The sequence below is a fragment of the Streptomyces scabiei 87.22 genome, from assembly GCF_000091305.1.
Taxonomy (GTDB): Bacteria; Actinomycetota; Actinomycetes; order Streptomycetales; family Streptomycetaceae; genus Streptomyces; species Streptomyces scabiei.
Genome location: NC_013929.1, coordinates 8,871,102 through 8,888,167 on the forward strand (window position 1 = coordinate 8,871,102; position 17,066 = coordinate 8,888,167).

Below are 17,066 nucleotides of genomic sequence, written 5' to 3' on the forward strand. Positions count from 1 at the left end.
CCATGATGGGACCAGCACACTCACTGTCGGGAGCCGCGGCCTGGCTCGGCGTAGGCGCCGCGGCGGCCGCCACCGGCCACACCATGCCCTGGCCGGTCCTCCTGGCCGGTGCGCTGATCTGCGCGGGTGCCGCACTCGCCCCGGACCTGGACCACAAGGCGGCCACGATCTCCCGCTCCTTCGGGCCGCTGTCCCGGTGGGTGTGCGAGATCGTCGACAAGCTCTCCTACGCGGTCTACAAGGCGACGAAGAAACAGGGCGACCCGCGTCGCTCCGGCGGGCACCGCACGCTCACGCACACCTGGCTGTGGGCCGCACTGCTCGGAGCCGGCGCCTCCGGCCTCGCCATCACGGGGGGACGCTGGGCGGTGCTGGCCATCCTGTTCGTCCACATGGTGCTCGCCATCGAAGGTCTGCTGTGGCGGGCGGCACGGGGTTCGAGCAGCGATGTGCTGGTGTGGCTGCTGGCCGCGACCAGCGCCTGGATCATCGCGGGCGTCCTGGACAAGCCGGGCAACGGGGCGGACTGGCTGTTCACCCAGCCGGGCCAGGAGTACCTGTGGCTGGGGCTGCCGATCGTGCTCGGCGCGCTGGTGCACGACATCGGGGACTCGCTGACCGTGTCGGGCTGCCCGGTCCTGTGGCCCATACCGATCGGACGCAAGCGCTGGTACCCCCTGGGCCCGCCGAAGGCGATGCGGTTCCGGGCCGGCAGCTGGGTGGAGCTGCGGGTGCTGATGCCGGTGTTCATGGTGCTCGGGGGCGTGGGCGCGGCGGCGGCGCTGAACGTCATCTGAGGCGCCGCCCGGCACCGGCCGAGCCCTGGGGGGCCGGGTCTGCCGAGTCAGCCGGACAGGGTGTCCTCGTCCACGATGTGCATCGCCGCCTCCTCGGCGGACGCGGCGGCCCCGTCGATGCCCACGTCGCTGGCGATCAGCCCGCTCTCCTCGTCCTCGTGCGCGCCCTCGTCGGGAGCGACGAGGCGACCGGAGCGCAGGGCGCCCACCTCGTTGTCCAGGGGTTCACCGTCAGTGTCCTGGGAGTCGCCGATACCGTCCCCGTCGGGGTAGGCGATGTCCGGGAGCTCCTCGGCGAGGCGCTGCTCCAGGCTCTCGCCGCGCAGCCGCTCCGCGGCGGTCACACCGGTGTGCTCCACTGCCCAGGGGCGCTCCGGCGGGGACCAGCCCCGGTCGAGCGGGTCGGGCACACCGTCGGCGAGCAGGGTGTCCTCGGCGTCCAGCAGCCCCGCGTCGTCCTGGACCTCGGATCCGTCTGGCTGGTAGACGTCGTCTCCCCAGCCGCCGACTCTGTCCACGGGTACCTCCAGTGGTGGGACGGGCCCGGTGCCACCGTTCGGCGACGGTGGGCGCGCGGACCGCTGGGCGACGGCCCGGACCCCGTGAACCGGGCGGTTCACGGGCGTCCCCCGAATCAGTGCCCACCACCAGCCTTCCACTCGCGTTCGGCAAAGCGCAACGGCAGGGGTCCGGCGGCCGCCGGAGCAGCGGGCCGCTGCCCGCACCCGACGCCCGCCTCGCGGGCCGACAGGGGCGCCACGGGGGTTCACCCGGCCCCGCGGGCGTCCGCGGGCGCGGACCAGGGCGGAGGCTTCTCCCCGCCGCTGCCCACCGCACCCGTGCCAGGCATGCCCGTGCGACCGTCGACCGGACCGGGCCCACGCGGGCGACCGTCGGCCGTGCCGGTCCCGAGCGTGCGGCCGTCAGCCGTGTCCGGTCCGAGTGCGCGACCGTCGGCCGCGTCCGACGCGAGCGTGCGGCCGTCTGCCGTGCTCGGGCCGATCACGCGGCCGTCAGCCGTGCCACGACCTCCACAGGGCCGCGTATGCGCCGTCCGCCTCGACCAGCTGGTCGTGGCTGCCCAGCTCGCTCACCCGGCCGTTCTCGACGACGGCGATGACGTCGGCGTCATGGGCGGTGTGCAGGCGGTGGGCGATGGCGACGACGGTGCGGCCGTCGAGGACACGGGCCAGGGAGCGTTCCAGATGGCGGGCCGCGCGAGGGTCGAGGAGCGAGGTCGCCTCGTCCAGGACCAGCGTGTGCGGGTCGGCGAGGACCAGCCGGGCCAGCGCGATCTGCTGGGCCTGCGCGGGGGTGAGCGCGAACCCGCCGGAGCCGACCTCGGTGTCCAGCCCCTCCTCCAGCGCCCGTGCCCAGGCGTCGGCGTCGACCGCGCCCAGCGCCGCCCACAGTTCGGCGTCCTGTGCGCCCGTGCGGGCGAGGAGCAGGTTGTCGCGCAGCGAGCCCACGAACACGTGGTGCTCCTGGTTGACCAGCGCCACATGGGAGCGGACGTCCTCGGCGGGCATCCGGGACAGCTCGGCGCCGCCCAGGGTGACACTGCCGTCGCGGGGTGCGTAGATCCCGGCGAGGAGCCTGCCCAGGGTCGACTTGCCCGCGCCGGAGGGGCCGACGAGGGCGAGCCGGGTGCCCGGCGCGACCTCCAGGGAAACCTTGCGCAACACGTCGACGCCCTCGCGGTACCCGAAGCGCACCTGGTCGGCGTGGACATGGCGTCCGTCGGGGGCCACGGCCGGGTCGCCCGCGTCCGGCTCGATGTCCCGCACGCCGACCAGACGGGCCAGCGACACCTCGGCGACCTGCAACTCGTCGTACCAGCGGAGGATCAGGTTGAGCGGGTCGACGAGCATCTGGGCGATGAGCGCGCCGGTGGTCAGTTGGCCGAGCCCGATCCAGCCCTGCAGCACGAACACCCCGCCGACGATCAGTACCGAGCCGAGGACGGTGGTGTGCGTGACGTTGATGACGGGGAAGAGCACCGACCGCAGCCACAGGGTGTACCGCTCCCACGCGGTCCATTCCCGGATGCGCTGGTTCGACAGCTCGATACGGCGCGTACCGAGCCGGTGGGCCTCGACCGTCCGGCCGGCGTCCACGGTCTCCGCGAGCACGGCGGCGACGGCGGCGTACCCGGCGGACTCCGACCGGTAGGCGGAGGGCGCACGCCGGAAGTACCAGCGGCAGCCGAGCACCAGCAGGGGCAGGGCCAGCAGCACGGTGAGTGCCAGCGGGGGCGCGGTGACGGCGAGTCCGCCGAGGAGGAGGGCCACCCACACCGCGCCGATGGCCAGCTGGGGCACGGCCTCGCGCATGGCGTTGCCGAGGCGGTCGATGTCGGTGGTGATGCGGGAGAGCAGGTCGCCCGTACCGGCGCGTTCCAGGACGCCCGGCGGCAGTCCGACCGACCGGACGAGGAAGTCCTCGCGCAGGTCGGCCAGCATCCGCTCACCGAGCATGGCGCCGCGCAGCCGCACCTCCCGTACGAAGACGGCCTGGACGAGGAGGGCGACGACGAAGACCGTCACCGTGAGTTCCAGATGGAGTTCGCGCGTGCCGTCGGAGACGCGTTCGACGAGGCCGCCGAGCAGGTAGGGGCCCGCCATCGAGGCGACCACGGCGATCGTGTTGACGGTGATGAGCACGGCGAAGGCCCGGCGGTGCCGGCGGAACAGTTCGGCCACGTAGGCGCGTACGGTCGCGGGGGCGCCGACGGGCAGGGTGCTCGCCGTCGTCGGGGCGGCCGGGTCGTAGGCCGGGGGCGCCACGCCGATCATGCGGTCTCCTCGATTTCTTCCAGTTCGTCCAGCACGTCGCTGAGGGCGGTCCCGCGGTCCGGCGGCCGACCCGCGAAGGCGGCCCCGGCGGCCCGCACCGTCTTCGCCTCGGGCCTGCCGGCCGAGGTTGTCTCCTCGTCGGTCTCGCGGGTGACGACGGCCCGGTACCGGGGTTCGTCGCGCACCAGGTCCCGGTGGAGTCCGACCGCCTCGGCCTTGCCCTCGTGCACGAGGACGACGCGTTCGGCGAGATCGAGCAGGAGCGGCGAGGAGGTGAACACGACCGTCGTGCTCCCCGCCCGCAGCGAGCGGATGCCGTCGGCGACCCGGGCCTCGGTGTGCGAGTCGACGGCTGAGGTCGGTTCGTCCAGGACCAGCACGCCCGGGTCCGTGATCAGGGACCTGGCCAGTGCGAGGCGTTGGCGCTGGCCGCCGGACAGGGACCGGCCGCGCTCGGTGATCCGCGCGTCCATCGGGTCCTCGGCGTCGAGCGAGCCCTGGATCAGGGCCTCCAGTACGTCACCGCACTGGGCGGCGGCCAGCGCATCCCGGGCGCTGACCTGGCCCGAGGCGGGGACGTCGAGGAGTTCGCGCAGCGTGCCGGAGAGCAGCACCGGGTCCTTGTCCTGGACGAGGACGGCGGTGCGCGCGGAGTCGAGGGGCAGTTCGTCGAGCGGTACGCCGTCGAGCAGCGCGGAGGCGGCGCCTTCCTCGCTGCCGTGGCCGCCCAGCCGTTCCGCCAGTCGGCCGGCCGCGTCCGGGTCGCCGCACACCACCGCGGTGAGACACCCGGCGGGTGCGAGCAGACCGGTCGCCGGGTCGTACAGGTCACCGGTGGGGACGGCGGCCTCGCGGGCCCCTTCGGTGTCCGTGGCCCGCTCAAGCGACAGCACCCGGGCGGCCCTCTTGGCGGACGGACGGGAGAAGGAGTACGCCATCGCGATCTCCTCGAAGTGCCGGAGCGGATACGCGAGCAGCATGACCGCGCTGTACACGGTGACCAGTTCGCCGATCGTGATCCGGCCCTCGCGGGCGAGGCCCACGCCGTGCCAGACGACGGCGATCATCAGCAGCCCGGGCAGCAGCACCTGCAGCCCGGAGATGAGGGCCCACATACGGGCGCTGCGTACGGCGGCGTGCCGGACCTCCTGGGAGGCCCGGCGGTAGCGGTCGAGGAACAGGTCCTCGCCGCCGATGCCGCGCAGGACGCGCAGGCCCGCCACGGTGTCGGAGGCCAGTTCGGTGGCACGGCCCGCTTTCTCGCGCTGGAAGTCGGCCCGCCGGGTCGCGCGGGGCAGCAACGGAAGTACGGACAGGGCCAGGACCGGCACGCCGACGGCGACGACGATGCCGAGCGCGGGCTGATAGACCACCAGGCCGACACAGACGAGCACCACGGTGAGGGCCGCGGCCGTGAACCGGGAGACGGCCTCGACGAACCAGCCGATCCTCTCGACGTCACCGGTCGAGACGGCGACGATCTCACCGGCGGCCACCCGCCGTGTCAGCGCCGAGCCGAGCCGGGCGGTCTTGCGGGCCAGCAGCTGCTGGACGCGCGCGGCCGCGGTGATCCAGTTGGTGACGGCGGAGCGGTGCAGGAAGGTGTCGCCCAGGGCGATGGTGAACCCGCACAGCACCAGCACCACGCCGGCGAGGGCGAGCCGGGCACCGGAGCGGTCGACCACGGCCTGGATGGCGAGGCCGACGCAGAAGGGCAGGGCGGCCACGGAGGTGAAGTGCAGCAACCCCCATGCCAGCGCCTTGAACTGTCCGCCGAGCTGATTGCGGCCGAGCCACCACAAGAATCGTGGACCCGAGCGTGCGTCCGGCACGCCCGGGTCTGCATACGGAAGGTCTTGAATCTGCATGAGGTCCCAGAGGCTCGTGTCAGGGTGGGGGAGGGTGAGGCGACGTGGGGAGAAAGAGGCCGTCGAGTCCGACGGCCGGCCGTTGAAGGGGCCGTCGGTCCGACGACCGGCCGTGAAAGGTTCGCGTCGCGGCACGGTCGGAAGCAAACGGTTTTCCGGCCCCGGGCAAAGTTTCGGCCTGGACCACCCGGGTGGGGCCCGGCCTGCGGCCCGGCGGACGCCTCCGTCCGGTGAGCGGTGCGACGATGGACGGCATGCGAATAGGCGGGACGATGCGGGGCCGAACCGGCGAGGCGAGTGACGCGGACACATACCGGGCACACGGCGCAGGCGAGTACGGGGCGCACAGCGCGGACGGGCACCGGGTGCGCAACGCGCGTGCCACGAGGGGCGCGAGGGGCGCGAGTCGTGTCCGGTGCGCGGTGGTGGTCTGTGGTGCGCTGGTGATGTCGCTGACGGCGTGCGGCGGTTCGGGCGGCACGAACGGCGCGACGACGTCGGACACGGGCGCCCGGAAGTCCCGCGGGACCGGGCGTTCCGAGGCGCGGACAGTGGATCCGACCCGGATCCCGGACGTCGGCGACCGTCTCCAGAAGCAGATCCCCGCCGAGTCCCGTCAGGTCGTGGCGGTGTACGGGAAGGGCGAGGACGACGCCGACGCGACGGTCGTGCTGTACACGAAGACCGGCTCCGCCTGGAAGAAGACCCGCAGCTGGGAGGGGCACAACGGCAAGAAGGGGTGGACCACCGACCACCGGGAGGGCGACAAGCGCAGCCCCGTCGGTGTGTTCACGCTCAGCGACGCGGGCGGCGTCCTCGCCGATCCGGGCGCGAAGCTCCCGTACAGCCGGTCGGCGTCCTTCCAGGCACCGCACTACTGGGCCAAGTCGCACTGGCACGACTTCGACTATGTGATCGCCATCGACTACAACCGCGTCAAGGGCACCTCGCCGATCGACCCGACCCGTCCCGAGGGCCAGTCGAAGGGCGGCAGCATCTGGCTGCACATGGATCACGGCAGCGGCACCTCGGCCTGCGTCAGCCTCTCCAAGTCGGGGATGGAGTACCTGTTGCGCACGCTCGACCCGGCCCGGCACCCGGTGATCGTCATGGGTGACAGGACGGCCCTGAAGGCATGAGGAGCGGCGCCCGCTTGTGGCCGGAGATCGCGTTGTGGCGGGACAGCCCGGCGCCGTAGAACTCCGGCCATGAGAAGCCGGATCTTCATGTCCATGTTCACCGGAGCGACCCTTCTGGTGGGCACCCTCCTCGGAGCCGGGACGGCCCGGTCCGCCGACGTCCCCGCCGAGTTCGGCACCGACTGGCACGACCCGGTCACCGCTGCCCCGCCCGTCACCGTGCCCGCGCACGGCAGGTCGTGCGAGGTGACGGTCGCCGAAGCCCGGTTCAAGGACTTCACCCCGTACCGCGGGACCTACACACCGCCCGCGGCCTGCGGGAAGAGATGGAGCAAGGTCGTCCTTCGGCTGGATGGCAAGGTGAAGGGACGTCAGTTCGACCGCCTCGGCCATCTGCGCATCGGCGGCGTCGAGGTGCTGCGGACGTCCACGCCGCAGCCCTCGCCCGACGGCATCGAGTGGTCCGTGGAGAAGGACGTCACGCGCTACGCCGAGACCCTGCGCGCCACGCAGCCCGTGGAGATGCTCATCGGCAATGTCGTCGACGACACCTACACCGGCATCCTCGATGTGAGGGCCACGCTGACCTTCTACGGGGGCCGGCCCGACGCGAGGACGGCGGCGTCGATCCCCGACCGTGTCCTCACCCTCCGGGACGACCACACTCTCACCACCCCGCGCAACAGCGAGCGCGTCGTCGCCGAGGTCCACGCGACCGGGTCCGGGGGCGGTTGCGAGGAGTACTGGTACCTGACGGTGCCCGCGCGGGCACCGTACTCCTGCACGGCGGACGAGGGTCCCTACCGCGAGGTGCGGATCGCGGTGGACGGGCAGCCGGCCGGAATCGCCGCGCCCTTCCCGAACGTGTGGACGGGTGGCTGGTCCAACCCCTTCCTCTGGTACGTCGTCCCCGGGCCCCGGGCCTTCGACGTCCAGCCCCTGCGCTACGACCTGACTCCCTTCGCGGGCCTGCTCAACGACGGCCGCCCGCACCGGATCGAGGTGTCCGTCGTCGGCGTGCCCGAGGGGCGGCCCGGCTGGAGCACCCCGGTGAACGTCCTGGTCTGGCAGGACGAGGGGAGCGAGCGCGTCACCGGCGCCCTGACGAAGGCGGAGACGGGCGACCTCACCACCTCGTCCACGTACACCCCCGGCGCGGAGCACCGTGTCGACACCCGCGGCGGCGACCGGCTGACCGTCGCCGGGTACGTGGACACCTCGCACGGCCGGGTGACGACGACCGTGCGGCGGAGTCTCGCCCACACCTCCACGCACACCTGGGCCGACGGTGAGAACCCCGACGCGCTCGATGCGCGGTGGAGCGACGACGAGACGGTCACCGTCGACGGGCGCGGTCCGGCCCGGACGACGCGTGTCCAGCGGTCGTACACGATGGACGGAACGACGACGCTCGGCGCGGGTGACCGACTGCGGACCGTACTCACGCTCGGTGACCGGGTGAGGACCACCGAGCTGTGGGGCGGGCGGCGCACGGCGTGGTCCCGGCTGGACGACAGCTACACGGGGGACGCCACGTACACGGCGAACGTGCCGCGCGACCAGCGGCATGCGGTCGGCACGACCGGCGAGCGCTACCGGAGGTACGGATCGGACGGCTGCTACGACCGGTCGCTGGTCTCCGTACAGGGAGTACTGACGGAGGACCGAATGAGCTGTTGACGCCGAATGCGTGCGATGTGACGTCTGTTCGATGATTTACCGCGGCGAAACACGGCGGTCTTCCTCGCGTGCGGCGACTCCCCGATAGTGATCAACGCGGAAGAGATTTTCCGCATGACAGAAAGTTCCTTCGGAGGAGTGCCCGTGCCGCAGTCCGTACCGTCCCTGCCGCGTCGCGTCGCACGCATGCTGCGTACCTCGCTCTTCGCACAAGTCGGAGTGGCGCTTGTGCTCGGAATCGTCGTCGGAAGACTGTGGCCGGACACGGCCACGACCTTCCAGCCGCTCGGCGACGGTTTCATCCGTCTGATCAAGACGGTCATCTCACCGCTGGTGTTCTGTGTGGTCGTCGTCGGCATCGCCAAGGCCGGCAATCTCAGGGCCTTCGGACGGATCGGGCTCAAGGCCCTGATCTGGTTCGAGGTGGCCTCGACGGCGGCGCTGCTCATCGGCCTGATCGCCGCCAACCTCGTCGGCCCCGGTTCGGGCATGAACGTCGACCCCTCGAAGCTCGACGCCTCGGCGGTCGACGCGAAGACCGCGGGCGGCGATCTGCCGACGACGGGCGAGTTCATCCTGAACGCGCTGCCGCAGAGCGCGATCGGCGCGTTCGCGGAGAACTCGCTGCTCCAGGTGCTCGTGCTCGCCTGCCTCGTCGGCGCCGCGCTGCTGCACCTCGGCCACACCAAGGTGCCCAAGATCCTGCCCGCCGTCGAGCAGGCCCAGGAGGTCATCTTCGCGATCGTCGGCTTCGTCATGAAGCTGGCCCCGCTCGCCGTGTTCGGCGCGATGGTCCACCTGGTCGGCGAGTACGGCCTCGGGGTGATGAAGACCTACGCCAAGCTGATCGTCCTCTGCTACGCCGTCGCGCTCGTCTTCCTCGCGCTGCTGGGTGTCGCGCTGAAGCTGATGACCGGGCTGAGCCTGTGGAAGTTCGTCCGCTACACCCGGGCGGAGATGCTGCTGGCGCTGGGCACCGCCTCCAGCGAGAGCGTCATGCCGCGCATGATGCAGAAACTGCGGCAGGCCGGCGCCCGCGACGACGCCGTGGGTCTCGTGCTGCCCACCGGGTACTCCTTCAACCTCGACGGCGCGTCCATCTATCTCTCCATCGGCACGCTCTTCATCGCGCAGGCCGTGGGCGTGGACCTCAGCCTGAGCCAGCAGATCACGGTCGTCCTGGTGCTGATGCTGACCAGCAAGGGCATGGCCGGCATCCCCGGTTCGGCCTTCCTCGCCCTGTCGGCCACGGCGTCCTCGCTCGGCGCCATCCCCGCCGGAGCCGTCGCGCTCCTGCTCGGTGTCGACCGCATCATGGACTCGATGCGTGTCGTCACCAACCTCCTCGGCAACTGCGTCGCCGTCTTCGCGGTGTCGAAGTGGGAAGGGGCGCTGGACACCGACCGGGCGAAGAGGATGCTCGACGGGGAGCTCCAGTTCGTGGAGGAGGACGACGAGCCCACCGCGGACGCGACCGCGAACGCGCCGGCCCGGCCCCTCTCCGAAGCCGCCGAGACACCCGCCGCCGCCCACGCCGAGGGTGCCGACGCTCCCGTGAGGGCAGGGGCACCCGCGCTCACCAAGACCGAGGCGAGGGAGCCCGCACCCGAGGTGAGCTGACCCCCGTCCCGCGGCCGTCAGGCTCGCCGCCGCCCGTCCCGCGGCCCCGCCGCCCGTCCCGCGACCGTGCGCGTGCCACCCGCGCGTACGACCGGCCGATGCGCCTCACGCGGGCGGATGCGACTCGCTCATACGAAAGGCCCGGTGCTGCACCTCGCGCCGGGCCTTTTCGCGCGCCCGGCGAGTCAGCAGCGCCGCTCCGCCACCGGCGCCCCGTCGATCAAGGTGTCGAGCAGCCCGCCGAGCACCCCCCGCTGGTCGTCGGACAGCGGTGCCAGGATCTCCTCCGCCGCCGACCGCCGCGCGTGGTGCAGCTCCCGCAGCACCTTGCGGCCCTCGTCCGTGACCTCTATCCGGATCACCCGGCGGTTGGTGGGATCCGGTACCCGCCGCACTCGGCCGCTCTCCTCCAGGGCGTCGACCAGGGAGGTCACGGCCCGGGGCACGACCTCCAGCCGCTCGGCCAGATCGGCCATGCGCGGTGGTGTGTCGTAGTGCGCCAGGGTGCGCAGCAGCCGTGACTGTGCCGGGGTGATCTCCAACCCGCTCTGCTGGAGGTGGCGCTTCTGGATGCGGTGCACGCGGCGGGTGAGCCGCAGCAACTGCTCGGCCAGCGGCCCGTCGGCGTCGGGGGTGGTCATACGGGAACAATATCAGGACCATGTTCATTGTGAGTATAGGTAACAATGAGCTAGGCTCCGTGAGCCGGTCCACAGCTCCATCCGTCCCGCCTCCCTCACCTCCCGTAGGAGCCCATGCGTCCCGACCACGAACCCACCTGGGTGCCCTCCGGCCCCGCGCCGGAACAGCCACGACAGGTACGCCGCATCCTGAAACTCTTCCGCCCCTACCGCGGCCGGCTCGCGATCGTCGGCCTGCTCGTCGGGGCCGCCTCGCTCGCGTCGGTCGCCACACCCTTTCTCCTCAAGGAGATACTCGACACCGCGATCCCCGAGGGCCGCACCGGTCTGCTGAGCCTGCTCGCGCTGGGCATGATCCTGAGCGCGGTCCTCACCAGTATCTTCGGCGTCCTGCAGACCCTGATCTCCACGACCGTCGGCCAGCGTGTCATGCACGATCTGCGCACCGCCGTCTACGGCCGGCTGCAGCGCATGTCGCTCGCCTTCTTCACCCGGACCCGGACCGGCGAGGTCCAGTCCCGCATCGCCAACGACATCGGCGGCATGCAGGCGACCGTCACCTCCACCGCGACCTCGCTGGTCTCCAACACCACCAGCGTGGTCGCCACCGTCGTCGCGATGGTCGCCCTGGACTGGCGGCTCACCGTGGTCACCCTGCTCCTGCTGCCGCTCTTCGTGTGGATAAGCCGCCGGGTCGGCAACGAACGCAAGAAGATCACCACGCAGCGCCAGAACCAGATGGCCGCCATGGCCGCGACGGTCACCGAGTCGCTGTCCGTCAGCGGCATCCTGCTCGGACGCACGATGGGCCGCGCCGACTCGCTCACCAAGTCCTTCGCCGAGGAGTCCGAGGGGCTCGTCGACCTGGAGGTCAGGTCCAACATGGCCGGACGCTGGCGGATGGCCGTCATCACCGTCGTCATGTCCGCGATGCCCGCCGTCATCTACTGGAGTGCCGGTGTCGCCCTGCAGTTGGGCGGCCCGTCCGTGTCGGTAGGCACGCTCGTGGCCTTCGTCTCGCTCCAGCAGAACCTGTTCCGGCCGACCGTGAGCCTGCTGTCCACCGGCGTCCAGATCCAGGCCTCGCTCGCCCTCTTCCAGCGCATCTTCGAGTACCTCGACCTGCCCATCGACATCACCGAGTCCGAGAACCCCGTCCACCTCGACCGGGTCAAGGGGGAGGTCCGCTTCGAGAACGTCGAGTTCCGCTACGACGCCGACCACGGCGACCACGGCGATGACGCCGGGCGGGGCGAGAGCGGCGAACGCGGTGGCGAAGGCCGTCGCCGCCCGATCCTCGACGGCATCGACCTCATCGTCCCGGCCGGCGGCAGCCTCGCCGTCGTGGGGCCGACCGGCGCCGGCAAGTCCACGCTCGGCGCTCTGGTGCCGAGGCTGTACGACGTCACGGGCGGCCGGGTCACCCTCGACGGGGTCGACGTGCGGGACCTGGACTTCGACACGCTGGCCCGTGGCGTCGGAGTCGTCTCCCAGGAGACGTACCTCTTCCACGCCTCGGTCGCCGACAACCTGCGCTTCGCCAAACCGGACGCCACTGACGAGGAACTGCACGCGGCGGCGCGGGCGGCCCAGATCCACGACCACATCGCGGCACTGCCCGACGGCTACGACACCGTCGTCGGCGAACGCGGACACCGCTTCTCCGGCGGGGAGAAGCAGCGCCTCGCCATCGCCCGCACCATCCTGCGCGACCCGCCGGTCCTCATCCTCGACGAGGCGACCAGCGCCCTCGACACCCGCACCGAACACGCCGTACAGCAGGCCATCGACGCGCTCTCCGCCGACCGCACCACCGTCACCATCGCCCACCGCCTCTCCACGGTCCGGGACGCCGACCAGATCGTCGTCCTGGACGCCGGCCGCGCGGTGGAGCGCGGTACGCACGAGGAGCTGATGCGGCGGGGCGGTCGGTACGCGGCCCTGGTGCGGCGGGACGCGCGGCTGACGCCGGGGCGTGAGGTGGTCGAGGTGCCGAAACTGGAGCCGACAAGATGAAGATATGCGAGGTTATGCCGGATTTGAGGTGATATGCGGGTTACCGTGCCCGCATGCAGATGAACACTCCGCCACGGAGCACGATTCGACTGACGCGTCGGGGCCGGGCCGCCCTCATCGCGGCCGGGGCCGTCGTGGCGGCCACCGCCGTGGCGGTGCCGCTGCTGAGCGTGGAGAGCGGTGGCGGCGCGGACGAGCGCCCGACGTCACTGGTCATCCCGGAGGGCTGGCGCTCCGGCCAGGTCTACGAAGCCGTCGACAAGGCCCTCGCCCTGCCCGCGGGATCGACCAGGAAGTCCCTGCCGAAGGCGAGGCTGACACTTCCGGACGACGCCGAGGGCAACCCCGAGGGCTACCTCTTCCCGGCGACCTATCCCGTGCGGGAGAAGGCGACCCCCGAGTCCCTGCTGGCCTCCATGGTCGAGACCGCGAACAAGAGGTTCAACGGCGGCCAGGTCACCGCCGGGGCCCAGCGCAACGCGATGAACGTCTACCAGGCGGTCACGATCGCGAGCATCGTCCAGGCCGAGGCGGCCACCGAGAAGGACATGGGCCGGGTGGCCCGGGTCATCTTCAACCGGCTGGAGCGCGGGATGCCGCTGCAGATGGACTCCACCATCAACTACGCGCTGAACCGCTCCACGCTGGACACCAGCGTGAACGACACGAAGATCGACAGCCCGTACAACTCCTACCGGCGCATGGGCCTGCCCCCCACGCCGATCGCCAACCCGGGCGTGGCCGCGATGCGCGCGGCGGTCAGTCCTACGTCGGGCGACTGGCTGTACTTCGTCACGGTCAAGCCGGGCGACACCCGTTTCACGGCGAACTACCAGGAACACCTGCGCAACGTCGCCGAGTTCAACCAGAACCGGCGGAAGCCGTCGCCGTCCCTCGCGTCGACCCCGCCTCCTTCGCGGGCGGCCGGCTGACTCCCGCCCCGCCGACTCGGGACGTCAGACGGCGGCCACCGGCTCGCCCGCCAGCAGCCGCCTGATGTCCCGTACCGCCGCCCGTCCGGCACGGTTGGCGCCGATGGTGCTCGCCGAGGGGCCGTAGCCGACCAGATGGACCCGGGGGTCGGCGAGCGCGCGGGTGCCGTCGACGCGGATACCGCCGCCCGGCTCGCGCAGCCGCAGCGGCGCCAGATGGTCGACGGCGGCGCGGAAGCCGGTCGCCCAGAGGATGACGTCGGCGTCCACACGGCGGCCGTCGTCCCACTCCACGCCGTCGGGCGTGATCCGGTCGAACATCGGCAGCCGGTCCAGGACGCCGTCCGCGAGGCCCTGCCGGACGGCGTCGTTGAGCGGAAGACCCGTCACCGACACCACGCTCCTGGGCGGCAGCCCCTGCCGCACCCGCTCCTCCACCATGGCCACGGCCGCCCGTCCCGCACCCTCGTCGAACGGTCCCTCGCGGAAGACGGGCGGGCGCCGCGTCACCCAGGTCGTCGCGGCGGCGTACGTGGCGATCTCCAGCAGGTGCTGCGTGCCCGAGGCACCCCCGCCCACCACGACCACCCGCAGCCCCGCGAACTCCTCGGGCCCCGGGTACTGGGCGGTGTGCAACTGCCGCCCCCGGAAGGTCTCCTGGCCGGGATAGCGCGGCCAGAACGGCCGGTCCCAGGTGCCCGTCGCGTTGATCAGCGCCCGCGTCGACCACGTACCGTCCGAGGTCTCCACCAGCAGCCGGCCGCCCTCGCCCTCGCGCACCGCGCGCACGTCCACGGGACGCCGTACCCGCAGGTCGAAGGTCTGCTCGTACGAATGGAAGTACGCGCTGACGACCTCGGCGGACGGCCGTGCCGGGTCGGCCCCCGTCAGCTCCATGCCGGGCAGCGCGTGCATCCCGTGCACCTTGCCGTACGTCAGCGAGGGCCAGCGGAACTGCCAGGCGCCGCCCGGACCGGGGGAGTGGTCCAGCACCACGAAGTCCCGCTCCGGCTCGAAGCCGGTCCGGCGCAGGTGGTAGGCCCCGGCCAGACCTGCCTGGCCGGCGCCGATGACGACTACCTCGACCTCGCGCGTGTTGTTCACGTTTCTACGAACAGTGGCCAGAGCGCGGATCTTCCCTCGGTGCGGGTGCGATCAGGCACACCCACTGGCACGAGTACCCCACACACAGGCCCGGGTCGGCCGTTCCCGCGCCGCGTCCACGGGGTGCGCGAGGATGGAGGCATGTCCGACGCCTTCACCACCCGAGTCCTGAACATCGCCTCCGGATCCCGCGAGCGGGTCGTCGACCTGACCCGCGACTGTGAGGCGTTCCTCCGCGAGGCGGCAGCCGGGCGGAACGGCCTGCTCAACGTCTTCGTCCCGCACGCCACGGCCGGCATCGCCGTCATCGAGACGGGCGCCGGCAGCGACGACGACCTCCTCGCCGCCCTCCGCACCCTCCTCCCCGCCGACGACCGCTGGCAGCACCGCCACGGCAGCCCCGGCCACGGCCGCGACCACGTCCTGCCCGCCTTCGTGCCACCCCACGCCACCCTGCCGGTCGTCGACGGCAGGCTGGAACTGGGGACCTGGCAGTCGGTGTGCCTGGTGGACACCAACAAGGACAATCCCGACCGTCAGGTTCGGCTGAGCTTCCTGGGCTGAGTAAGATCGTCCTGGGTGTGGCCGCCAAATCTCCGTACCTTGCGTGTTCGAAACGGAGAAGCCTTGCGCGGTACGGACCTGAAGAACATGATCGAACGCCCGATGGAGCAGATCGCGGAGGCCGCAGGGCTGACAAGGATCACGGTGCACCGCCGGTTCGCGAACCGGCGGTGCACTCCTCGAGGCGCTCGCAATCTCCGCCAAGGAGCAGCTCCTCGAAGCCATCGAGGAGGCTCGCCCCGGCGCCGCTCCCGCGCTCGTTGAGCTGCACCGGGTGACCGCGAACGTTCTACGGGTCAAAAGCAACTGGCGCTTCACCCTCAGTCACACCACTGTCCACACCGAGACCGCAGCTGCCCTCTGGGCCGAGATCGACTGCCATACCCGCAGACTCCTCCCCCGGGCCCAGGGTGAAGGGCTGCTCGCCCCGGAGGCGGATCTGGACTGGGCGCGACAGGTGTACTACGCCCTGCCCAGCGAAGCCCTCGACAGGCCCGGCACCGACGAGGAGCCGGCCGACCAGGATCCGGACATGCTGGCCACCCTCGTCATCGACACACTCCTGCACGGCGCAGGACCACACGGCTGAGCGGCCCCCTCGGCCAGACGCGAGATGCTCCAGGTACGCCCGATGTACAGCCCGGCTCGTCTGTCATCCCGGTTTCTGGCTCGGTATCCTGTGCGGAGCGTGGGGCTTGGTCCGTTCAAGGTGCCGTCGCGGAGCATGGCGAAGAGGACGTCTCGGCGTCTGGCGAGGCAGAGCAGGGCCTGGGACCAGCTCGCGGTGAACAGCCGCCTCGCCGCCGCCGGGCCACGGCGTCCTCGACTATGACGAGCTAAGGGATCCGGGCCGGGATGGCCGCGGCTCCGGCGACGCAGGATCTCTTTTTGGTGGCAGCCGACGAGCCGTGGAACAGGCCGGTGATGGAGCACCTGCCCGTCCCCGAGGTCTCCGTCCTGGTGGCCGAGAGTAGGCACGGTGAGCGCGGCTGTCCGCAGACCCGGCCCTTTCCCCCAGGACGTCGTACCCCGCCACCATCAGAAGAAGACGGCGGTCGCCGACCCGGCGAAGTCCGGGCGCAACCCGCTGCGCGCCGACGGCGAGGACGCGCGGGTGACGGCCGCCGCGGGTGGAGGTCCCGTGGCCGCTTACACGCGGAGCAGCCGCCCGGTGATCTCCCGGTACTCCCGCAGCGCGAACCGGAGCTCGGTGGACTGCCCCTCGGCATCCTGATCCTGCCAGCCCTCGCGCAGGCCCCGCCGCCGTTCCGCGAGGGCCTTCACCAGCGCGTCGGCCGCTGCGTCGAAGGCGACCTCGGCCTCCTCCAGCGCCTCGCGCGGGGTGTCCGGGAAGTGGTTGACGGCCTGCCCGAGGTGCCGGACGATCTTGTCCCGCTCGTCGGACGGGATCAGCGGTTCGGGACCCGGGGTGCGGCGCGCCGCAGAGCCCGAGGACCGGTCGTCGGGCTGCTGGGCGCGTGTCTGGTCGTACATCGTCGTCTGCACCGTTTCCGTCGCGATGGCGTCACCGTCCGAGGTCGCCCTTCGCCTTCTCGACGGCTGCTCAGGGCCGCCGGAAGCCCGGTCGCCCCTGCTGTTCACGGTCCTGCGCCGTGTTGTCAGTCAACGCCCGGCGATCATCCGTGTCAACGCGGTCCGCCACCGGGCACACCTCGAACGGGACGGGCGGTCAACCGCAGCACTCGCGTGCGGGGCGCCGACCGCAGGCGCCCTCCTGAGACCTTCCGCTCTTCTCCCGCACTGTCGCGGGGCCGCGCTGTCGCTCGACGTCCGCCCGCCCCGCACCGAGGGTGCGCAGCCTCCATACCACTCGGCCTCGACGGCGTGCCGGTACAGAGCGGCGGGGCCCGCTGGTGTAGGCGAAGCGGCCCCGGGTGTTATTGAATGAG

At 71.7% G+C, this 17,066-nt stretch carries 14 protein-coding genes; 8 read left to right on the forward strand and 6 right to left on the reverse strand.

Annotated elements, in window-relative coordinates; genetic code table 11:
- Positions 1–2: 2 nt before the first annotated feature.
- Entirely contained in the window at positions 3–797 is a 795-nt protein-coding gene (locus SCAB_RS38310; RefSeq protein ID WP_013005412.1) for a metal-dependent hydrolase, read from the forward strand.
- Between the two features lie 47 nt (positions 798–844).
- Here SCAB_RS38310 and SCAB_RS38315 read toward each other — a convergent pair whose 3' ends face one another.
- The 3 genes from SCAB_RS38315 to SCAB_RS38330 form a co-directional block, all read right to left on the reverse strand.
- On the reverse strand, positions 845–1,315 hold the full coding sequence (locus SCAB_RS38315; RefSeq protein ID WP_013005413.1) for a DUF5709 domain-containing protein: 471 nt from the start codon (positions 1,313–1,315) through the stop codon (positions 845–847).
- 495 nt (positions 1,316–1,810) lie between these two features.
- Positions 1,811–3,592 (reverse strand): ABC transporter ATP-binding protein, encoded by a 1,782-nt coding sequence (locus tag SCAB_RS38325; RefSeq protein WP_013005414.1) that lies wholly within the window; start codon positions 3,590–3,592, stop codon positions 1,811–1,813.
- Complete coding sequence (locus SCAB_RS38330; protein ID WP_037722856.1) at positions 3,589–5,460, reverse strand: ABC transporter transmembrane domain-containing protein; 1,872 nt, start codon at positions 5,458–5,460, stop codon at positions 3,589–3,591. The genes SCAB_RS38325 and SCAB_RS38330 overlap by 4 nt, the downstream gene beginning before the upstream one ends.
- 446 nt (positions 5,461–5,906) lie before the next feature.
- Between SCAB_RS38330 and SCAB_RS38335 the strand changes: the two genes are divergently transcribed.
- The 3 genes from SCAB_RS38335 to SCAB_RS38345 all read left to right on the forward strand — a co-directional run bounded on the left by SCAB_RS38335 (position 5,907) and on the right by SCAB_RS38345 (position 9,899).
- Positions 5,907–6,599, forward strand: a complete 693-nt coding sequence (locus tag SCAB_RS38335) for a hypothetical protein (RefSeq protein ID WP_173402944.1) — start codon at positions 5,907–5,909, stop codon at positions 6,597–6,599.
- Between the two features lie 69 nt (positions 6,600–6,668).
- Positions 6,669–8,279, forward strand: a complete 1,611-nt coding sequence (locus SCAB_RS38340) for a peptide-N4-asparagine amidase (protein ID WP_013005417.1) — start codon at positions 6,669–6,671, stop codon at positions 8,277–8,279.
- Positions 8,280–8,423: 144 nt separating this feature from the next.
- Positions 8,424–9,899 carry a cation:dicarboxylate symporter family transporter gene (locus tag SCAB_RS38345; protein ID WP_037722857.1) on the forward strand — a complete coding sequence of 492 codons (1,476 nt, stop codon included), beginning with the start codon at positions 8,424–8,426 and terminating at the stop codon, positions 9,897–9,899.
- A gap of 185 nt (positions 9,900–10,084) precedes the next feature.
- Here the strand turns inward: SCAB_RS38345 and SCAB_RS38350 are convergent, their stop codons facing one another.
- Positions 10,085–10,540, reverse strand: coding sequence for a MarR family winged helix-turn-helix transcriptional regulator (locus SCAB_RS38350; protein WP_013005419.1), 456 nt, complete (start codon positions 10,538–10,540; stop codon positions 10,085–10,087).
- Between the two features lie 114 nt (positions 10,541–10,654).
- Here SCAB_RS38350 and SCAB_RS38355 point away from each other — a divergent pair, with 114 nt between their 5' ends.
- Positions 10,655–12,556 carry an ABC transporter ATP-binding protein gene (locus SCAB_RS38355; RefSeq protein ID WP_013005420.1) on the forward strand — a complete coding sequence of 634 codons (1,902 nt, stop codon included), beginning with the start codon at positions 10,655–10,657 and terminating at the stop codon, positions 12,554–12,556.
- A 53-nt stretch (positions 12,557–12,609) separates the two neighbouring features.
- Positions 12,610–13,488, forward strand: coding sequence for an endolytic transglycosylase MltG (mltG, locus tag SCAB_RS38360; protein WP_013005421.1), 879 nt, complete (start codon positions 12,610–12,612; stop codon positions 13,486–13,488).
- A 24-nt stretch (positions 13,489–13,512) separates the two neighbouring features.
- On the opposite strand, the gene SCAB_RS38365 is transcribed toward mltG, so the two are convergent.
- Positions 13,513–14,592: an NAD(P)-binding domain-containing protein gene (locus SCAB_RS38365; RefSeq protein WP_013005422.1), complete on the reverse strand. Its 1,080-nt coding sequence runs from the start codon at positions 14,590–14,592 to the stop codon at positions 13,513–13,515.
- 141 nt (positions 14,593–14,733) lie between these two features.
- On the opposite strand from SCAB_RS38365, the gene SCAB_RS38370 reads away from it, so the two are divergent.
- Together SCAB_RS38370 and SCAB_RS48800 are read left to right on the forward strand one after the other, a co-directional pair.
- Positions 14,734–15,156, forward strand: a complete 423-nt coding sequence (locus SCAB_RS38370) for a secondary thiamine-phosphate synthase enzyme YjbQ (RefSeq protein WP_013005423.1) — start codon at positions 14,734–14,736, stop codon at positions 15,154–15,156.
- A gap of 274 nt (positions 15,157–15,430) precedes the next feature.
- Positions 15,431–15,745: a hypothetical protein gene (locus SCAB_RS48800; protein WP_013005424.1), complete on the forward strand. Its 315-nt coding sequence runs from the start codon at positions 15,431–15,433 to the stop codon at positions 15,743–15,745.
- A 560-nt stretch (positions 15,746–16,305) separates the two neighbouring features.
- Here SCAB_RS48800 and SCAB_RS38380 read toward each other — a convergent pair.
- Complete coding sequence (locus SCAB_RS38380; protein WP_037722925.1) at positions 16,306–16,650, reverse strand: hypothetical protein; 345 nt, start codon at positions 16,648–16,650, stop codon at positions 16,306–16,308.
- Positions 16,651–17,066 lie beyond the last annotated feature (416 nt).